This is a genomic window from Saccharothrix hoggarensis, assembly GCF_042678885.1.
GTDB classification, from domain to species: Bacteria; Actinomycetota; Actinomycetes; order Mycobacteriales; family Pseudonocardiaceae; genus Actinosynnema; species Actinosynnema hoggarensis.
This window is the reverse complement of record NZ_JBHTLK010000012.1, coordinates 21,957-38,449: the sequence shown is the minus strand read 5'-3', so window position 1 is coordinate 38,449 and position 16,493 is coordinate 21,957. Positions and strand designations below refer to the sequence as shown.

Here is a 16,493-nt window from a genome sequence, read left to right as displayed (position 1 = left end):
CCGGCAACGCAATCGGCGCTTCCATTCATACCCGGCGCCGACGCATTAATGCGTTTGAGTGATCTTGACGCCCGAGGTCAGCCGGGTCAGCCCAGGAGCACCGCGGGGGTCGGGTCGGCGATCAGGGCGGCGAACGTGTGCCGATCATCCCAGCGACCGGTGGTCCACGCCAGCGCACGCGCCAGCCCTTCGGGCGTGTCGGCGGCGTGCACCACGGCCGCCTCGTCCACCCACCACGACACCGGGTGCTCGGCTCCCTCGGCCGCCACCACCAGGTCGTCGTGGACGATCAGCGAACCGTCCGGCAGGTCCACCCCGAGCAGGTCGCACGCCAGCCGCACGGCGCCCAGCTCCGACCACACCACCTCGTCGCCGTCACCGACGACCGCACCGGACACCTCCTCCGACGCCAGCGGCAGGGCGAGGAGTTCCGCCAGCTCCGACGCCGAACCGGACGACGCCAGCACCTGCGCCGGCGGCAGCACGCCGAGCAGCCACGGCAGGTCCAGCACGAGCACGTCGTCGGCGGGCTCGGCGGCCCCCGTCAGCACCCGCACCCGGTCCGGCGGCTCGACGCTCACCGAGTCCGCCACCTCCGCCAGCAACGCGTGCACGCGCAGCACCAGGGCGTCGGACAGCTCCCGCGCCGGGTCGCCGAGCCGTCCCAGCAAGTCCTTGACGTCGTCCTCGTCCACCACGGCCAGCGACGTGCGCACGCCGGCGGCGGCCAGCACGTGCGGCGGGAGGCCGACTGGCGGCACGACGTCGTAGAGGCCTTCGAGGCCTTCCGCGTCGGGCAGCCGCCACGAGCCGAGCGGCACGCCGTCGATGGTCGCGTACCGGGCCAGCCACCAGCCCGTGTACCCGTCCGGCTCCGCCACGGCACGCCACACGACGGGGTCGGCGGCCATCATGGCGAGCGCCTGGGGCCACTTGTCGGGCGCGACGAGGTCGAGGTCGCGGATGCCGAGGACCCGGGTCGGCGGCACGTCGAACGCGTCCCACCAGTAGCCCTCGTCGGCGAGGTCGTGGTCGGGTTCGGTGGGCGAGTCGTCCTCGACCACGGTGAACCCGTCGATCACGCCGACGTCGGTCAGCACGGACCGCGGCCACTCCTGCGCCACGGACGCGTCGAGCACGCCGAACGGGGCGTCGGCCTCCAGCACGGTGAGCAGCGCCGAGTCGGGCAGCACGAGTTCGTCGGCGCGCCGCCACTCGCCGTCGGTCGAGGGCAGCGCCAGCTCGGCGAGCCACGGCCGCCCGCCGGCGCGGGACACGAGCCGCAGCACGGTCCGCACGAGGTCGGGGCCGTCCAGCGCCGGGTCGTCGAGGCTGCGGTGCACGGCTTCGCGCACGGCGTCGGAGTCGAGCAGCTCGCCGGGGCCCGCCTCGGTCGCGCCGAGGCGCAGCAACAGGGGGTGCGCCGCGTCGGGGTGGACGACGCGCAGGCCGGACACCGACGACAGCTCGGAGTCGAACAGCTCGGAGTCGGTGCCCAGGAGGACGCCGCGCGGGCTGCTCACCAACCGGCCGTCGACCAGCGGCACGGGCAGCGCGGCCATCGCCTCGCGGGCGGTGGAGTCGACGTCGGCGACGGGGGTCAGCGCCGAGTACACCTGGTGCCACCACGCCGGGTCGCCGCCGACGCCGGCCAGCGCGTCGACGACGTCGGCCACGCCGAGCCGGGGCACTTCGAGGGCCGCGAGCGCCTTGGCGTGCGGCGGGAGCGTCAGCTCGTAGTCGAGGAGGCCGGGCACGACGTCCTCCAGCAGCTCGACCAGCTCGAACGACGCCAGGTCGAGCACCTTCGCCGACGACGGCGCGGCCCACTCGCCGTCCGCGAGCGGCAGCCAGGGCGCGGTGCGCAGCGCCTCCAGCACCCCGGTGCGGAGGCGGTCGTCCACTTCGGACAGGGGGAAGCCGGGCAGCGGCACGAGCGACGTGCGCTCGACGGCGGGCAGGGCGGCGACCAGCGCCGGGTACGCGAGGGCGGCCTGCTCCAGCACGAACGTGGCGGCCGCGCCGGCCAGGACGCGCCGCCGGGACGGCTCGACGGGCAGGGTGGCGATGAGCCGCGCGGGCAGGGACAGCTTCTCGTCGGTCGGGGTGGGGGCGTGCAGGACGTCGCCGGCTTGCGGCTCGTCCATCGGCCACGCCCAGCAGACGTGCCACCGGGGTCGGGACTCGACGCCCGCGACGAGCTCGGCCGGCAGTTCGCCCTCGACGCGGTGCACGAGCCACCGCTGGGCGCCGGACGGGCCGGTGAGCACGACCACGCCGTCGGACTCGGACCGCTCCCACGCGTCCGGCCCGACCTCGACGCGCCGCAGCCCGGGGAGGGCGAGCAGCAGGTCGGGGGCCTGGGAGGCGAAGTCGGCGAGCAGGCCTTCGGGGTCGACCTTCAGCGGCAGCCGGACCTCGGTGTCGAACCCGTCGGGGACGTCGGTCTCGTCGGACGGCCACACGAGCCGCAGCACCGGCACGTCGCCGCCGCGGGCGGACGCGAGCGACGGCACGGCCTCGCGGGTGCGGGCGGCGGAGAAGGCGACCGCGCCGGACCGGGAGACGACGCGCGGCTCGTCGGTGACGGCGAGCACGGCGGCGAAGCCGACGCCGAACTGGCCGACCGTGTCGGAGGACTTGGACGAGGCGCGCAGGGACGCGAGCGCGGCGACGCCGGCGGCGTCCAGGGGGGCGCCGGTGTTCGCCGCGCGCAGCTCACCGTCCACGAGGGACAGTCGCAGCACGCCGGGCGCGTCACCGGCGGCGTCGGACGCGTTCTGCGCCAGCTCGACCAGCAGCCGGTCGCGGTAGCCGCCGAGCCTGAGGTCCTCTTCGGCGTTGGCGTCCTCGCGGAACCGCGTCGGCGAACCCTGCCACGCGGCCAGCACCGACTCGCGCAGCGCGGCGGTGCCGAACGGGTCCGACGGGTCCAACGGGCCCCCGCTCACTTCCCGCTCTCGTCGGCCGGCGCCTCAGCCCGCGGGTTCGCCTCCACGTCCAGCACCGCGTCGTCGTAGACGACCTCGGCGACCGGCACCAGCGGCCCGCCCTCGACCTCGACCTCGGAGTGCGCGCCGCACCCGTACTCGACGTGCACGACGTGGCCGTCCGCGGGCGTGAGCTCGTTCGCGCACACCCCGAAGGCGGCGCCGAGCGATCCGGCGACGCGGGTGTAGAAGCCGCACGTGCCGCAGGTGGCGGGCGCGCTGCGGGCCATCTCGCTGCGCGGGCCGAAGTCGCCGGAGTGCCAGCGCTGGGCGGCGTCGAGGACGCCCTCGCGGGACAGCACCCGCACGCGGCCGAGGCCCACCTCCAGGGCGACCTCCTCGACCGCCGGGTCGTCCGAGCCGACGTACCCGGGCGCGAGGCGCGGGTCGTCCTCCGGGGTGGGCAGCAGGTCGCCGACGCCGAGGTCGCCGGCGCGGACGCGCTCGTGCCACGGCACCCACTCGGGCGCGACCAGGGCGTGGTCGCCGGGCAGGAGCACGACCTCGCTGACGGACAGCGGCGTGCCGGGGCCCGCGAAGGCGACGGTGACGGCCCAGTTCCAGCCGCGGTAGCCGGCGTGGTCGGCCTCGAACAGGTGGGTGACCGAGACCTCGTCCTCGGCGACCGTTCCCACGTGGTCGCCGACGCGGTCCTCGCCCGCCTCCTCTTGTGCGGCGGCCCGGGCGAGCCGGACTGCCTCGGGGTCGGCGAGCGCTGGGTTGGGCTGCTGGGTCGGCGTGGCGGTCACAGGTGAATTGTGCCGCACGTCTTCGCGGTCCCGTGCACACGTGCCACCCTTTCGGACGTGCGGTGGCTCGTGATGGCGGTGCTCTTCGTCTGGTCGACGGCGTGTTCGACGCCGCCGGGCGGTCCGGGCGGGGTGGAGGTGCTCGGCACCGTCCCGCACGACCGGGGCGCCTTCACCCAGGGGTTGGAGCTGGTGGACGGGGTGCTCTACGAGGGCACCGGCCTGGAGGGACAGTCGTCGCTGCGCCGCGTGGACCCCGAGACGGGCGAGGTGGAGCGGCGCGTCGACCTGCCGGAACCGCTGTTCGGCGAGGGCATCACGGTCGTCGACGACCGCATCTGGCAGCTCACCTGGCGGGACGGCGTGGCCATAGAGCGGGACCGGGACACGTTGGAGGAAGTGCGTCGCGTCACCTATGAGGGTGAAGGTTGGGGTCTGTGCCGTGACGGCGACCGGCTCGTGATGAGCGACGGCAGCGACGAGCTCGTGTTCCGCGACCCGCGGACGTTCGCCGAGACCGGCGCGGTGGCGGTCCGCCGGGACGGGCGGCCCGTGGAGCACCTGAACGAGTTGGAGTGCGTCGGCGGCCAGGTGTGGGCGAACGTGTGGCAGACCGACGAAGTGGTGCGCATCGACCCGTCCGACGGCCGGGTCACGGCCGCCGTCGACCTGAGCGTCCTGCGGCCGGCCGACGTGCCGCGCAGCGACGTGCTGAACGGGATCGCCGCCGTGCCGGGCACCGACGAGTTCCTCGTCACGGGCAAGAACTGGCCCACGATCTTCCGGGTGAGGTTCGGCGTCTGAGCCGGGCGCCACGCGTCCACCGGCGGCAATCCGTGGGACAGCCCGCACCCGGTGAGGCAGGATTGGGGTGTGACACCCCCTCGGCCGGAAGATTCGTCGCGGCGGTACCCGTGGGAGGACGACGAGTACAAGCCGCGCACTCGGCCGTACCCGACCCCGGGGCCCCCGCCGCCGCCCGGCCACCAGCCACCACCGCCTCCCGGTCACCGGCCGCCGCCGCGTGGTCCGCAGCCGCCGCGAGGTCAGCAGCCGCCGCCGCGCGGTCACCAACCACCACCACCGCCTCCTCCACGCGCGCCGAGGCCGGACCGGGCGCCTGACGACCGCGAGTCCGCCCGCTTCGCCCCGCCGCCGGACGACGACAAGCCGACCGTGCCGACGCTGCCGAAGAAGCTCACCGTCACGCGCGTCGCCTGGTTCCGCACGAGGCAGCTCAGCAGCCAGGCGCTGGCCGCGTTCCGCAAGGCCGCGCACGCCGACGGCGCCAAGCAGTCCGGCCTGTCGTCGCTCACCTACGCGGTGATGTTGAACTACGCGGCCGACGCGGCGATGGCCGTCGCGCTCGCCAACACCCTGTTCTTCTCCGCCGCCACGGGCGAGAGCCGCGGCAAGGTCGCCCTCTACCTGCTGATCACCGTGGCCCCGTTCGCGCTGGTCGCCCCGGTGATCGGCCCGGCGCTCGACCGCATCCAGCACGGCAGGCGGGTCGCGTTGGCGGTGTCGTGCCTGCTGCGCGTGTTCCTCGCGATCGCGATGGCGCTGAACTTCGACAACTGGGGCCTGTACCCGGCGGCGCTGGGCAGCATGGTGCTGTCCAAGTCGTTCACCGTGCTGAAGGCCGCGATCACGCCGCGCGTGGTGCCCCGCGACATCACGCTGTCCAAGACGAACGCCCGGATGACGGTGTTCGGCCTGGCCGCGGGCGGGGTGTTCGGCGCGGTGGCGGCCGGGTTCGCGAACCTGTTCGGCTCGCCGGGCGCGCTGTGGTTCACCGCCGCGCTGTGCCTGGCGAACGCGTACTACTGCCTGCGCATCCCGTCGTGGGTGGAGGTCACCGAGGGCGAGGTGCCCACGTCGCTGCGGGCGCAGCCGCAGAAGGCGAAGCGGCAGCCGCTCGGCCGCGCGGTCGTGGTCGCGCTGTGGGGCAACGGCGCCATCCGGATGCTCACCGGTTTCCTGATGCTGTTCGCCGCGTTCGTGGTCCGCGCCCAGACCGAGGGCGACGCGTTCATGCAGGTCCTGCTGCTGGGCGTGATCGCGGCGGCGGCCGGTGTCGGCAGCTTCCTCGGCAACGCGGTGGGCGCGCGGATGCACTTCGGCGCGCCCGACCAGGTGGTGATCGGGTGCCTGGTCGGCGCGCTCGTGTCGGTGATCGTCGCGGCGCTGCTGCCCGGCCTGGCGACGGCGGCGGCGGTCGGGCTGATCGGCGCGACCGCGAGCTCGCTGGCCAAGGTGTCGCTGGACGCGGTGATCCAGGACGACGTGCCCGACGAGTCCCGGGCGTCCGCGTTCGGCCGGTCCGAGACGATCCTCCAGCTCGGCTGGGTGTTCGGCGGCGCGCTCGGCGTGCTGCTGCCCACCGAGTACTGGATCGGGTTCACGGTGCTGTCGGTGCTGCTCGCGGTGGGTCTGGCGCAGACGATCCAGACCCGGCGCGGCGCGACGCTGATCCCCGGCCTCGGCGGCGACCGCCCGTTGCGCCCCGCGCCCGTCGTGCCGGGGGCGGGCACGTAGGCTCGGCTGCCGTGCGCCGAGTCCTGCTCCCCCTGTCGCTGCTGGTCCTGGCCGGTTGCGCGGCCCCCGCCACCGAGCCCGAGGTGACGTTCTACGCCGACGGCCGCGTGGTCAACGTCAAGCCGACCCAGTACTGCGACGTGCAGTCCGAGAACTGCGACGTCGACCCGGCGGCGGTGGGCGTGCTGCGGGTGCGGCCGGGCAAGCCGGTGCAGATCTCCGTGCCCGGAGAGCTGGCCGACTCGGCGTGGTCGGTGAAGTTCACCTACCGCGACGGGCGCGGCCAGCCGCAGGAGCCGTTGCGCAGCAAGCTGTTCACCGAACGCGACCCCCGGTACGCGTACACGCTCGTGCTGCCGAACCCCGACGACCAGTTGGAGAGCGTCGAGGTCCAGCAGTACGGCGCGCGCATCGAGACCAGCACCACGGGCGCGTTCGACTTCGTCGCCCGCGGCACGTGGGTCCTGTCGGTGGACGACCGTGTTTGATTGCCGCTGCTTCGCAGGCGGCGGCTCGGTCGCCATGAAGTCGACCGTTCCCACCCGATTTCCGGCGATCGGAAAAGCGTGATCGCCGGAAATCGGGTGGGAACGGTCGACGCGACCTCGCGACATCCAGGGGGAAGGGGGACGCGACCTCGCGTGGCCGGGGGAAGGGCGACTCGACGTCGCGCGGCCGGGGGGAAGGGCTACGGGATCTCGCGTGGCTGGGGGTGCGGACGGTGGCGGCGTGGGTTTACGGGTCTAGCTCCCGGGCTACGGCGCGGACCACGTCGGCGATCAGCTTCGTGTTCTTGCGCTCGGGGTAGCGGCCGCGGCGCAGCTCGGGCTGCACCTTGACCTCCAGCAGCTTGATCATGTCCTCGATCAGGCCGTGCAGCTCCTCGGCGGGCCGGCGGCGGGCCTCCGCGACGGACGGCGCCGGGTCGATCAGCCGCACCGAGAGCGCCTGCGGGCCGCGACGGCCCTCGGCCATGCCGAACTCGATCCGCTGACCGGCTTTCAAGCCCTCGACACCCGGAGGCAGCGCGGACTTCCGCACGTAGACGTCTTCGCCGCCGTCCTGTGTGACGAAGCCGAAGCCCTTCTCCGAGTCGTACCACTTGACCTTGCCGGTCGGCACCGTTCCCACCAATCCTCTGCGATCACACGACGAACGCGCCCCAGGGCGTGCCCAGGGCGCGTCCCACCAGACTATCCAGAACACCACCGCCGGGGCACCTCCGATCGCGCGACTACCATCCAGCGCATGTCGACCCCGAAGCTGATGCCGCTGGCAGTGGCGTTGTTCGCGCTCGGCGTGGCGGCCATCGTCGCGCTGTTCGTCGCGGGCGAACCCGGCCTGCCCGCCTGGGTGTTCGCCGCGGGCTGGCTGCTCGCGCCCGCCGGCCTCGCGCTGGGCGTGCTCAGCGCGGTGAGGAGCTCCCGACCCCGGCGCTGAGCCGCTCCGCGTTCGCCCGCAGCCAGGCCGGGAACGCGGTCAGGTCCGGCAGCACGACGTCCGCGCCCTCCGCGGTCAGCTCCGCCGCGTCGCACGGCCCGCTGGTCACGCCGACGGACACCGCCCCGGCGGCCTTCGCGCCCCGCACGTCGCCGACGTGGTCGCCCACGTAGACGGCCGCGGCGTGCGCCTTCAACGCCTCCGCCTTGCCCGTCGACCACAGCTCGCCGAACAGGTGGTCGACCTCCCAGCCCAGCGCGGCCAGGTGCAGCGCCGCGTTGGCCCGGTACTTGCCCGTCACCACGATCGTCGTCCCGCCCAGCTCACGCACCGCGGCAAGCGCTTGCGCCGCGCCCGGCAGGGCGACCGTGGCCGGGATGACGACCTCCGGGTACAGCGCCCGGAACCGCGCGACCAGGTCCGGGATCTCCTCCTCGGGCACCCCGAAGTCCCGGTAGACCATGTCCAGCGGCGGGCCGAGGTTCGCCGCGAAGTGGGCGCCGTCCAGCGGGTGGCCGCACTCCGCCGCCACCGCGTCCATCACGGCCGCCATGCCCGGCCGCGGGTCGATGAGGGTCATGTCGAGGTCGAATCCCACGGTCAGCGGCACGCGTCGGACTCTAGGCTCTGTGCCAAGCTTTGCGCCGTGACGGAACTCACCCGTGCTCTGCTCGACGCGGCCGCGGAGTTGCTGGCGGCACACGGTTCCCGGGGCCTGCGCATGGCGGAGGTCGCCGCCAAGGCGGGCGTCAGCAGGCAGAGCGTCTACAACGAGTTCGGCAACAAGGAACGGCTCCTGCAGGCCGTCGCGCTGCACAAGACCGTCGAGTTCCTCGACGGCGTGCGGGAACGGCTCGCCGGCAGCCCCGACCCGGTGGACGGGCTGCGCCGGGGCATCCTGTTCGCGTTCGACCTCGCCGAGCGGGACGCGCTGGCGAGGTCCGTGCTGAACGGGACGAACGCCGAGGACATGCTCCCGTTCCTCACCACCAGGGGCCGGCCGGTGCTCACGCTCGCCAACTCGGTGTTCGCCGAGCACATCCACCGGCACTGGCCCGACGTGCCGGAGCCGCACGTGCGGCTGGTCGCGGACACGATCGTGCGGGTCGCGCTGAGCCACCTGCTGACGCCGGGGACGCGCCGCGTGGACGCCGTTGTCCACGTGACCGAAGCCCTCTTACCCCCGCGCCACGCCGAGTGACCCGCCGCGGGGCCGGTCGCCGGCCCGGTCAGCCGACCGTCACGTCGTCGTAGGTCAGGCCCACCTGCCCGGCGGCCTTCGTCAGCGTGCGCAGGATCGCCAGCGACTCGGCGTGCGACATCAACGGGCTCTCCACGTCGCCCGCCCGCACCCGGTCCACCACCTCGCGCAGCTGCGGCACGTACCCGACGCCCTCCGGCTCGTACGTGTGCCCCACGCCGTTCACGATCATCCGCGTCGGGTTGTACAGCCCGTCCGGCACCTCGACCAGGCCACGCGAGCCGTACACGACCACCCCCGACTTCAGCGGGCTGACCAGCGACGACCCGAGCAGCGCGTGCACGCCGCCGGGGTAGCCGAGCAGCAGGCCCACCTCGGCGTCCACGCCGCCGACCAGCGAGCCGTGCGCGGTGACCGTCTCCGGCTCGCCGAACAGCAGGTGCGCGTACGACACCGGGTAGATGCCCAGGTCGAACAGGGAACCGCCGCCGAGGGCCTTGTTCCACAGCCGGTGCTCGGGGTCGTGGTCGAGGGTGAACCCGAAGTCCGCCCGAAGCGACCGGACCTCGCCGATGTCACCGGCCGCGATCACCTCGCGCAGCCGTGCGACCAGCGGGTTGAACCGGGTCCAGATGGCCTCCATGAAGAACAGGCCGCGCTCGCGGGACAGGTCCACCAGGTCCTGGAGGTCGGGGACGGTGAGCGTCGCGGGCTTCTCGCACAGCACGTGCTTGCCCGCCGCCAACGCCGCCCGCGCCACCGCGTGGTGCTGGACGTGCGGCGTCGCGACGTAGACGACGTCCACGTCGGGGTCCGCCAGCAGCTCGGTGTAGTCGCCGTAGGCGCGCGGGATCTCGTGCTTGGCCGCGAACGCCTCCGCCTTCGGCAGGGCGCGGGACGACACCGCGAGAACCTCGACGTCGGGCAGGAGTCGGAGGTCGCCCGTGACGGTGTCGGCGATGCCGCCCGTCGCGACGACGCCCCAGCGGAGTTTGTTGGACACGGGGGCAGCTTAATCGGGCAAGATGAGCAGGTGAGGATCATCTTGAACCTGATCTGGCTGGTCTTGAGCGGCTTCTGGCTGGCCGTCGGGTACGTGGTCGCCGGCGTGGTGTGCTGCGTGCTGATCGTCACCATCCCGTGGGGGCTGGCGTCGTTCCGGATCGCGAACTACGCGCTGTGGCCGTTCGGGCGGACCGTCGTGGACCGGCCGACGGCGGGCGCGGCGTCGCTGATCGGCAACGTGGTGTGGATCGTCGTCGCGGGCATCTGGCTCGCCATCGGCCACGTCGTCACCGGCGTGCTGCTGTGCGTGACGATCATCGGCATCCCGCTGGGCGTGGCGAACTTCAAGATGGTGCCGGTGTCCCTGATGCCGCTGGGCAAGGAGATCGTCGCCGCCCCGTGAGCGGTCGTCGCCCGGTTCCCGGCCGGTTCCGGCCGTTCTCGCGGTCGGTTCGCTGCCGGTTCGCCGGGTGGACGGGCTGGACGGGGCGGGCTGGCCGGCGGGCTCAGGCGGCGACTTCGTGCAGGCAGAGGACGTTGCCCTCGCTGTCCTTGAACCAGGCGGCCTTCGCCGAGCCGAACACGGCGATGTGGTTGACCGTCTTCAGGTCGGGCAGGTCGTAGTCCTCGAACCGGACGCCCCGCCGGCGCAGCTCGTCGATCTCGGCCGTCAGGTCGTCCACCTCGAAGCTGAGGACGGTGTGGCCGGTCTGCGCGCCCGGCTCGGCGGGCATGAGGCCGAGCGCGTCGCCCCTGCCCAGCTCGAACAGGCGGGTGCCGTCGTCGCTGCGGCCGAGCGGCCTCAGGCCGAGCTGGTCGCCGTAGAAGCGCGCGGCCCGGTCGGGGTCGGACACGGGCAGGATCGTCGTCGTCCTGGTCGCGGTGAGCATGGCGCCTCCTTGCGGGTGGGGCCATGCTGCGCCTACTCGGGGCGGTCCGCCAGTCGGACGACCAGGCACGGGCCGCCGCTGTAGAGGCCCGCGTCGACCGCCAGCACCTTGCCGTCGGCGTAGCGCAGGGGGCCGTCGATCTGCTCCGGCGGCACGCCCAGCTGGTCGGCGATGACGCTGTGGCCGTGCACCACCTCCCAGCCGCCGAGCACGTCCAGCAGCTCGTCCGCGACCGCCGCGCCGTCCGGGCCGCGGAACGCGTAGCGGGTGGTCATCTTGCGCCAGCACTCCCACCAGTGCTCCAGGTCGTCGCTCGCGAGGACGTCCCGGACGGCGTCGTTGACCTCGTCGATCGTGGCGCCCCACTCCAGGTAGGCCAGGGTGTCGGAGTGCATGAGCAGGTGGCCGTCGACCTCGGTGAGGACGCGGCGGGTGGTGAGCCACTCGATGTGGGCGTCGGTGAGGCGGTCCTGGTCGCTGCGCAGGCCGCCGTTGAGGAGCCAGCTGCGGGCGAAGCTGCGCGGGGTCGGCGCGCCCGGGACGTTCCGATCGCCGAACCGGTGCATGCCGAGGAGCAGCACCTCGTGGTTGCCGATGAGGGCGTCGACTTGGCCGTCGCTCTGCTCGGCGAGGCGCATGACGAACTCGATGACGCCGATGCCGTCGGGGCCGCGGTCGACGAAGTCGCCGAGGAACCACAGCTCCGCGTCGCCGCCGCACCAGTCACCCTCGGCGTCGACCAGGCCCGAGGCGTGCAGGGCGCGGGTCAGCTCGGCGAGGTGCCCGTGCACGTCGCCAACCACGAAGAGCGGTCGTTCCACATGCGCGACGATAAGCGACGCGGGGCTGTGCTGCCCAAAAGTCGATCAGTGCTTCCGGAGGTCCCTTCGGCCGGGCCTCCCCCGCAGGGGTGAGTTCGGGCCGGCAGCCCGTCACGCCCCGGCGGGTCCGCGCCTCTCACCGGCCATGAGAGAGCACTGGGAACAGGTCGCGGACGAGGTCGACGAGGTGATGCTCACCATCGCCGCCCGCAACGCCATGACCTGGCAACCGTGGCAGCACGTCGACTGGCTGCGCGTGCAGGCGGACCTGCTGGACCGCCTCGGCGCCGCGTGCGGCGGCGCGGGCCCCGTCTCAGGCCGCGCGGAACTCCTCCGCGACCGGGCGGAACGCATGGCCGACCACCTCAACGGCGTGCCCAGCGCCGCCGACCACCCACCCCCACCGCCCGACCTCAGCCGCTACCTGTCCCGAGCCGGCGCCCCACAACGCACCCTGCGCCCAGTACCAACCCCCGACCCCCGCCGGCCCCCCACCCCCACACCGAACCCCACAACCCCCTGACCCCCGGCTCCCCCACCGGCGATGGCTCCCCCACACCCCTGACACCGGCCCAACACCCGTCGGCACGCCGGGCTGAATTCGGCAACCGGTCCCGGCCGCAGCACCCCCGCACCACGGCCGAACACCCACCACCGCCACGGCACCCCCGCGCCGCAACCGAGTGCCCCACCGACCGGCCCAACACCCACCGGCACGCCCTACCTACACCGGGCAGCCCCGTCCCGGGCCACGGCTCGCCCTACCGACGCCGGGCAACCCCCGTCCCGGCCGCAGCACCCCCGCGCCGCAACCGAGCCCACAGCCCGCACCCACCCAGCCGCGACACCCCCGTGGGCGGCCGGATGCGCTGTCCGCCGGTCACCCGTGCCTGTGAGCGGGCGGGTGGCGGTTCGGGGCGCGGTGGGTCCGGAAGGTCAGGGCGGGGTCAGGTGAGGTTCGGCCACTGGAGCACGGCGTCGACCTTGGTCGCGTCCCCCGTCACCACCACCTCCTCCACCCCGATCCGCCGCCACAGCAGCAGGTAGAGCTGCTCGGCCGTCCCCGTGACGACACCGTCCGCCGGGACGTCCGACACCGCCAGCCGCGCCGGCTTCGCCGCACCCCCGGCGCCGACGCGCCACGTCGCCCCGGTGTCGGTCGCGGTCAGGTCCACGGTCGCGCGTCCGCCCGCCCACTCCTCGCCGTGCAGGAAGCGGGTCAGGAACTCGTCCACGCCGTCCGCCGCCAGGTCCGCCGGGATCGCGCGGACGGCGCCGGCGGCCCGCCAGGCGTCCCAGCAGTGGACGACCGCCTCGTGCGCCTGCCGCCACGCCACGCCCGCCGCGGTGTCGCGCGAGGCGTCGTTCCACCACGCCCACGCCGGCCCGTCCGACGGGTACTCCCGCTGCACGGCGACGTACCGCGCGCTGATCTCCCGCCACCCCTCGACGAGGTCCGGCCCGGTGTCCGCGGCACGCCGCGCCGCCTCGTCGTCCGGCAGCGCGCCCTTCGCCAGCACGACCAGCGTCCACCACGACTGGACCTCGGCGAGGTGCGCCACGAGGTCGGCCACCGTCCACCCGGGGCACGTGGGCACGGGCGCGCCCAGGTTGCCCTCCACCGCCTCGGTGAACGACCGGCTGTACTCCTCGACGACCCCGGTGTGATCGATCCCCATGCCGCCGGACGTTAGCGGAGGGGTCCGACAATTCCGGTGTCGTCGCAGGTCAGGAGGGTCAGGACTCGTCCGGGAACGGGTTGGTCGAGTTGCCGACGAGGTCCGCGATCGACTTGACGACCCGCGTCGGCCGGTACGGGTACAGCTCGGCGGTCGACTCCGCGGAGATGCCGGTCAGCACGAGGATCGTGCGCAACCCGGCTTCCAGCCCGGACCGCACGTCGGTGTCCATCCGGTCGCCGATCATCAGCGTGTTCGCGGAGTGGGCGCCCAGCGCGCGCAGCGCCGACCTCATCATCAACGGGTTGGGCTTGCCCACGTAGTACGGCGCGCGGCCGGTGGCGCGTTCGATCAGGGCGGCGATGGAGCCGGTGGCGGGCAGCGAGCCCTCGCGGGACGGGCCGGTGGCGTCCGGGTTGGTCGCGATGAACTTCGCGCCCTCCTCCACGAGCCGGATGGCGCGGGTGATCGCGGTGAAGCTGTAGGTGCGCGTCTCGCCCAGCACCACGTAGTCCGGGTCGCGGTCGGTCAGCACGTACCCGATCTCGTGCAGCGCCGTCGTCAGGCCGGCCTCGCCGATCACGTACGCCGAGCCGCCGGGGCGCTGCGAGTCGAGGAACCTCGCGGTGGCCAGGGCGGACGTCCAGATCGCGGTCTCCGGCACGTCCAGGCCCGTGCGGACGAGCCGGGCGCGCAGGTCGCGCGGGGTGTAGATGGAGTTGTTCGTGAGCACCATGAACGGGATGGCGTTCGCGGTCAACTCGGCGACGAACTCGCCGGAGCCGGGGATCGGGTGCTCCTCGTGCACGAGCACGCCGTCCATGTCCATCAGGTAGTTCCACTGAGCGGCCATGCCGCCAATGCTGCCAGTTCCGGCCGCGTTCGGGCGGCCACCGGACCGGGGCGCGACGGCGGTCAGGCGTCGATCACGCGCCGCCGGAACGTCTCGATGATGCTCTGGTTGTAGCGCTCCAGGACGTCCCACTCCTCCGGGGTGAACCGCGTCAGCACCTCGCGCAGCGTCTCCTGGGCCCCCGCGAACAGGTGGCTGAACTTGCCCTCGTCCTCGACGGTGACCTCGACCAGCACCTTCCGCCGGTCGTGCGGGTCGCGCACCCGCCGCACGTACCCGGCCCGCTCCAGCCGGTCGATCACGCCGGTCACGGCGCCGGTGGACAGCCCGGACAGCTCGGCGATCCGGCCCGCGGTGATGGGGCCGTCGGCGCGCAGGGCGAGGTCGAGGCACTTCTCGTCGGTCGGCGACAGGCCCATCTGCTCCGCCACCCGGCTGTGGAACAGGATGGTGAGCGCGCTGGTCTCCCGCGCGTAGCCGCTGAACCGCTCCAGCACGTCGGCGGGCACCTCGTGCTCACTCGTCATGTCAGGCAATTTAGCGGCTGCCGGCCCGGCGCCGGCATCTTCGTCCCCCTCGCCACGCGCCGCCGTCCCCCATTTCCACCAGCACCCACAAGTGTCAGCCGATTACCCTGGTAGGGGTGACAGCTGTCGAGTTGGGGCTACCCGTTGTGCGCGGCAACCCGGACACCACCGAGCGGCCGGACTCCCCGCTCCTGGTGGACCGGTTCGGTCGGACCGCCACCGACCTGCGCGTGTCGTTGACCGACCGCTGCAACCTGCGCTGCACCTACTGCATGCCAGCGGAGGGCCTCGACTGGCTGCCGAAGCCGGACCTGCTCGACGACGCGGAGCTGGGGCGGCTGATCCGCATCGCGGTGACCCGCCTCGGCGTGACGGACGTCCGGTTCACCGGCGGCGAGCCGCTGCTGCGCCCCGGGCTGGACGACGTGATCGCGGCGACGGCGGCGCTGACGCCCCGGCCGCGCGTCTCGATGACCACGAACGGGTTGACCTTGGCGAAGCGGGCGGCCGGGTTGGTGGCCGCGGGGCTCGACCGGGTGAACGTCTCGCTGGACACGCTGGACCCGAAGCGGTTCCTGCGGCTGACCCGGCGGGACCGGCTGGCGGACGTGTTCGCGGGCCTGGAGGCGGCGCGGGAGGCCGGGTTGTCGCCGGTCAAGGTGAACACGGTGCTGATGCGGGGCGTGAACGAGGACGAGGCCGTCCCGCTGCTGCGCCACTGCCTGGAGCACGGCTACCAGCTGCGGTTCATCGAGCAGATGCCGCTGGACCCGCAGCACGGGTGGGACCGGGCCGACATGGTGACGGCGGAGGAGATCCTGGCCGCGCTGCGCGCCGAGTTCTCGCTCACGCCGGAGCCGGGCGACCGGGGTGGGGCGCCCGCCGAGCGGTGGCTGGTGGACGGCGGTCCGGCGGTGGTGGGCGTGATCGCGTCGGTGACGCGGCCGTTCTGCGCGGCGTGCGACCGGACCCGGCTCACCGCGGACGGCCAGGTGCGGAACTGCCTGTTCAGCCAGTCGGAGACGGACCTGAGGGCGTTGCTGCGCGGTGGCGCGTCGGACGAGGAGATCGCCGACCGGTGGCGGGGCAACGCGTGGGTGAAGGCGGCCGGGCACGGCATCAACTCGGCCGGGTTCAGCCAGCCGGACCGTCCCATGAGCGCGATCGGGGGGTGACCGTGTCGGTGCGGTTGACGGTCCGGTACTTCGCCGGCGCGCGGGCGGCGGTGGGGGTGCCCGACGAGAGCATCGAGCTGACCGGCGACGGGGCCACGGTGGCGTCCGCGATCGAGGCGGTGCGGCGCCGGCACGGCGACCGGGTGGCCCGCGTGCTGCCGGCGTGCAGCTTCCTCCTGGACGGCGTGGCGGTCAGGAATCACGACACGCCCGTGTCAGCGGGCGCGCAACTGGACGTGTTGCCGCCGTTCGCCGGTGGCTGAGACTCCGCCACACGTCCGGGTTAAGGCGTGAGCTGTACCTCACTTAACGTGATCTATCTCGGCGGATCTCGGAACGGAAACAGACCGATAACGGTGCCCTGAGCTGGATAAACGCCGCAGTCGAAGCGTCACCCGGCAGCGTTACTGTGATGTGCGTCACGTGGACGAACGTTTGGCATGAGGCTCGCGGTTACGTACCGTCGCTCTTCGGTTGGCCCCGACCGACCGTGAGCACCACCGGGACGCCTCGCACCGAACCTGTCCACCGGCGCCCCGTGAACACACCCCGAGCGAAAGACAACCGCCGGACAGGGAAGCTGGACGACATACCGGGCCCGAACCCGAGTCGGCCGTGCAGGTGC

At 73.4% G+C, this 16,493-nt stretch carries 19 protein-coding genes; 9 read left to right on the top strand and 10 right to left on the bottom strand.

What is annotated here, in order from left to right; all coding sequences use genetic code 11:
• Positions 1-86: 86 nt before the first annotated feature.
• Together ACFQ3T_RS04660 and ACFQ3T_RS04655 are read right to left on the bottom strand one after the other, a co-directional pair.
• The gene (locus ACFQ3T_RS04660; protein ID WP_380720119.1) at positions 87-2,951 is read right to left on the bottom strand and encodes a sacsin N-terminal ATP-binding-like domain-containing protein; all 2,865 of its coding nucleotides are present in this window, start codon (positions 2,949-2,951) and stop codon (positions 87-89) included.
• Positions 2,948-3,739 (bottom strand): DUF3027 domain-containing protein, encoded by a 792-nt coding sequence (locus tag ACFQ3T_RS04655; protein WP_380720117.1) that lies wholly within the window; start codon positions 3,737-3,739, stop codon positions 2,948-2,950. The genes ACFQ3T_RS04660 and ACFQ3T_RS04655 overlap by 4 nt, the downstream gene beginning before the upstream one ends.
• Before the next feature lie 72 nt (positions 3,740-3,811).
• Between ACFQ3T_RS04655 and ACFQ3T_RS04650 the strand changes: the two genes are divergently transcribed.
• From ACFQ3T_RS04650 to ACFQ3T_RS04640, 3 genes are all read left to right on the top strand, one after another.
• Positions 3,812-4,543: a glutaminyl-peptide cyclotransferase gene (locus tag ACFQ3T_RS04650; protein ID WP_380720173.1), complete on the top strand. Its 732-nt coding sequence runs from the start codon at positions 3,812-3,814 to the stop codon at positions 4,541-4,543.
• Between the two features lie 69 nt (positions 4,544-4,612).
• On the top strand, positions 4,613-6,277 hold the full coding sequence (locus tag ACFQ3T_RS04645; protein ID WP_380720115.1) for an MFS transporter: 1,665 nt from the start codon (positions 4,613-4,615) through the stop codon (positions 6,275-6,277).
• 11 nt (positions 6,278-6,288) lie between these two features.
• Positions 6,289-6,765 (top strand): DUF2771 family protein, encoded by a 477-nt coding sequence (locus tag ACFQ3T_RS04640; RefSeq protein ID WP_380720113.1) that lies wholly within the window; start codon positions 6,289-6,291, stop codon positions 6,763-6,765.
• Between the two features lie 247 nt (positions 6,766-7,012).
• On the opposite strand, the gene ACFQ3T_RS04635 is transcribed toward ACFQ3T_RS04640, so the two are convergent.
• Positions 7,013-7,399: a cold-shock protein gene (locus ACFQ3T_RS04635; protein WP_184691535.1), complete on the bottom strand. Its 387-nt coding sequence runs from the start codon at positions 7,397-7,399 to the stop codon at positions 7,013-7,015.
• 126 nt (positions 7,400-7,525) lie between these two features.
• Between ACFQ3T_RS04635 and ACFQ3T_RS04630 the strand changes: the two genes are divergently transcribed.
• A complete protein-coding gene (locus ACFQ3T_RS04630) occupies positions 7,526-7,717 on the top strand; it encodes a hypothetical protein (RefSeq protein WP_380720110.1) in 192 nt (63 codons plus the stop codon).
• Here ACFQ3T_RS04630 and ACFQ3T_RS04625 read toward each other — a convergent pair.
• Positions 7,683-8,327, bottom strand: a complete 645-nt coding sequence (locus ACFQ3T_RS04625) for an HAD family hydrolase (protein ID WP_380720108.1) — start codon at positions 8,325-8,327, stop codon at positions 7,683-7,685. The two genes, ACFQ3T_RS04630 and ACFQ3T_RS04625, sit on opposite strands and share 35 nt — an antisense overlap.
• 36 nt (positions 8,328-8,363) lie before the next feature.
• On the opposite strand from ACFQ3T_RS04625, the gene ACFQ3T_RS04620 reads away from it, so the two are divergent.
• Positions 8,364-8,918: a TetR/AcrR family transcriptional regulator gene (locus ACFQ3T_RS04620; RefSeq protein WP_380720106.1), complete on the top strand. Its 555-nt coding sequence runs from the start codon at positions 8,364-8,366 to the stop codon at positions 8,916-8,918.
• Between the two features lie 28 nt (positions 8,919-8,946).
• Here the strand turns inward: ACFQ3T_RS04620 and ACFQ3T_RS04615 are convergent, their stop codons facing one another.
• Entirely contained in the window at positions 8,947-9,921 is a 975-nt protein-coding gene (locus ACFQ3T_RS04615; RefSeq protein ID WP_380720104.1) for a Gfo/Idh/MocA family protein, read from the bottom strand.
• A 30-nt stretch (positions 9,922-9,951) separates the two neighbouring features.
• Between ACFQ3T_RS04615 and ACFQ3T_RS04610 the strand changes: the two genes are divergently transcribed.
• Entirely contained in the window at positions 9,952-10,326 is a 375-nt protein-coding gene (locus ACFQ3T_RS04610; protein WP_380720102.1) for a YccF domain-containing protein, read from the top strand.
• 103 nt (positions 10,327-10,429) lie between these two features.
• Here the strand turns inward: ACFQ3T_RS04610 and ACFQ3T_RS04605 are convergent, their stop codons facing one another.
• Positions 10,430-10,813: a VOC family protein gene (locus ACFQ3T_RS04605; protein WP_380720100.1), complete on the bottom strand. Its 384-nt coding sequence runs from the start codon at positions 10,811-10,813 to the stop codon at positions 10,430-10,432.
• Between the two features lie 32 nt (positions 10,814-10,845).
• The gene (locus tag ACFQ3T_RS04600; RefSeq protein WP_380720098.1) at positions 10,846-11,634 is read right to left on the bottom strand and encodes a metallophosphoesterase; all 789 of its coding nucleotides are present in this window, start codon (positions 11,632-11,634) and stop codon (positions 10,846-10,848) included.
• Positions 11,635-11,779: 145 nt separating this feature from the next.
• On the opposite strand from ACFQ3T_RS04600, the gene ACFQ3T_RS04595 reads away from it, so the two are divergent.
• Positions 11,780-12,157 (top strand): hypothetical protein, encoded by a 378-nt coding sequence (locus tag ACFQ3T_RS04595; RefSeq protein WP_380720096.1) that lies wholly within the window; start codon positions 11,780-11,782, stop codon positions 12,155-12,157.
• Between the two features lie 424 nt (positions 12,158-12,581).
• Here the strand turns inward: ACFQ3T_RS04595 and ACFQ3T_RS04590 are convergent, their stop codons facing one another.
• From ACFQ3T_RS04590 to ACFQ3T_RS04580, 3 genes are all read right to left on the bottom strand, one after another.
• Positions 12,582-13,313 carry a maleylpyruvate isomerase family mycothiol-dependent enzyme gene (locus tag ACFQ3T_RS04590; protein WP_380720094.1) on the bottom strand — a complete coding sequence of 244 codons (732 nt, stop codon included), beginning with the start codon at positions 13,311-13,313 and terminating at the stop codon, positions 12,582-12,584.
• Positions 13,314-13,371: 58 nt separating this feature from the next.
• Positions 13,372-14,166 carry an HAD-IIA family hydrolase gene (locus ACFQ3T_RS04585; RefSeq protein ID WP_380720092.1) on the bottom strand — a complete coding sequence of 265 codons (795 nt, stop codon included), beginning with the start codon at positions 14,164-14,166 and terminating at the stop codon, positions 13,372-13,374.
• Between the two features lie 62 nt (positions 14,167-14,228).
• Complete coding sequence (locus ACFQ3T_RS04580; RefSeq protein ID WP_380720090.1) at positions 14,229-14,693, bottom strand: MarR family winged helix-turn-helix transcriptional regulator; 465 nt, start codon at positions 14,691-14,693, stop codon at positions 14,229-14,231.
• A 116-nt stretch (positions 14,694-14,809) separates the two neighbouring features.
• On the opposite strand from ACFQ3T_RS04580, the gene moaA reads away from it, so the two are divergent.
• Both moaA and ACFQ3T_RS04570 read left to right on the top strand, forming a co-directional pair.
• Positions 14,810-15,868 carry a GTP 3',8-cyclase MoaA gene (gene moaA, locus ACFQ3T_RS04575; RefSeq protein WP_380720088.1) on the top strand — a complete coding sequence of 353 codons (1,059 nt, stop codon included), beginning with the start codon at positions 14,810-14,812 and terminating at the stop codon, positions 15,866-15,868.
• On the top strand, positions 15,865-16,131 hold the full coding sequence (locus ACFQ3T_RS04570) for a MoaD/ThiS family protein (protein WP_380720086.1): 267 nt from the start codon (positions 15,865-15,867) through the stop codon (positions 16,129-16,131). Before moaA ends, ACFQ3T_RS04570 begins: the two co-directional genes overlap by 4 nt.
• Positions 16,132-16,493: the final 362 nt, after the last annotated feature.

Excerpts from the sequence above, each read along its gene's own strand:
- ACFQ3T_RS04650 (WP_380720173.1), top strand. The coding sequence starts at position 3,812 with ATGGCGGTGCTCTTCGTCTGGTCGACGGCGTGTTCGACGCCGCCGGGC.
- ACFQ3T_RS04630 (WP_380720110.1), top strand. The coding sequence starts at position 7,526 with ATGTCGACCCCGAAGCTGATGCCGCTGGCAGTGGCGTTGTTCGCGCTC.
- ACFQ3T_RS04605 (WP_380720100.1), bottom strand. The coding sequence starts at position 10,813 with ATGCTCACCGCGACCAGGACGACGACGATCCTGCCCGTGTCCGACCCC.
- ACFQ3T_RS04595 (WP_380720096.1), top strand. The coding sequence starts at position 11,780 with ATGAGAGAGCACTGGGAACAGGTCGCGGACGAGGTCGACGAGGTGATG.
- ACFQ3T_RS04590 (WP_380720094.1), bottom strand. The coding sequence starts at position 13,313 with ATGGGGATCGATCACACCGGGGTCGTCGAGGAGTACAGCCGGTCGTTC.
- ACFQ3T_RS04585 (WP_380720092.1), bottom strand. The coding sequence starts at position 14,166 with ATGGCCGCTCAGTGGAACTACCTGATGGACATGGACGGCGTGCTCGTG.
- ACFQ3T_RS04580 (WP_380720090.1), bottom strand. The coding sequence starts at position 14,693 with ATGACGAGTGAGCACGAGGTGCCCGCCGACGTGCTGGAGCGGTTCAGC.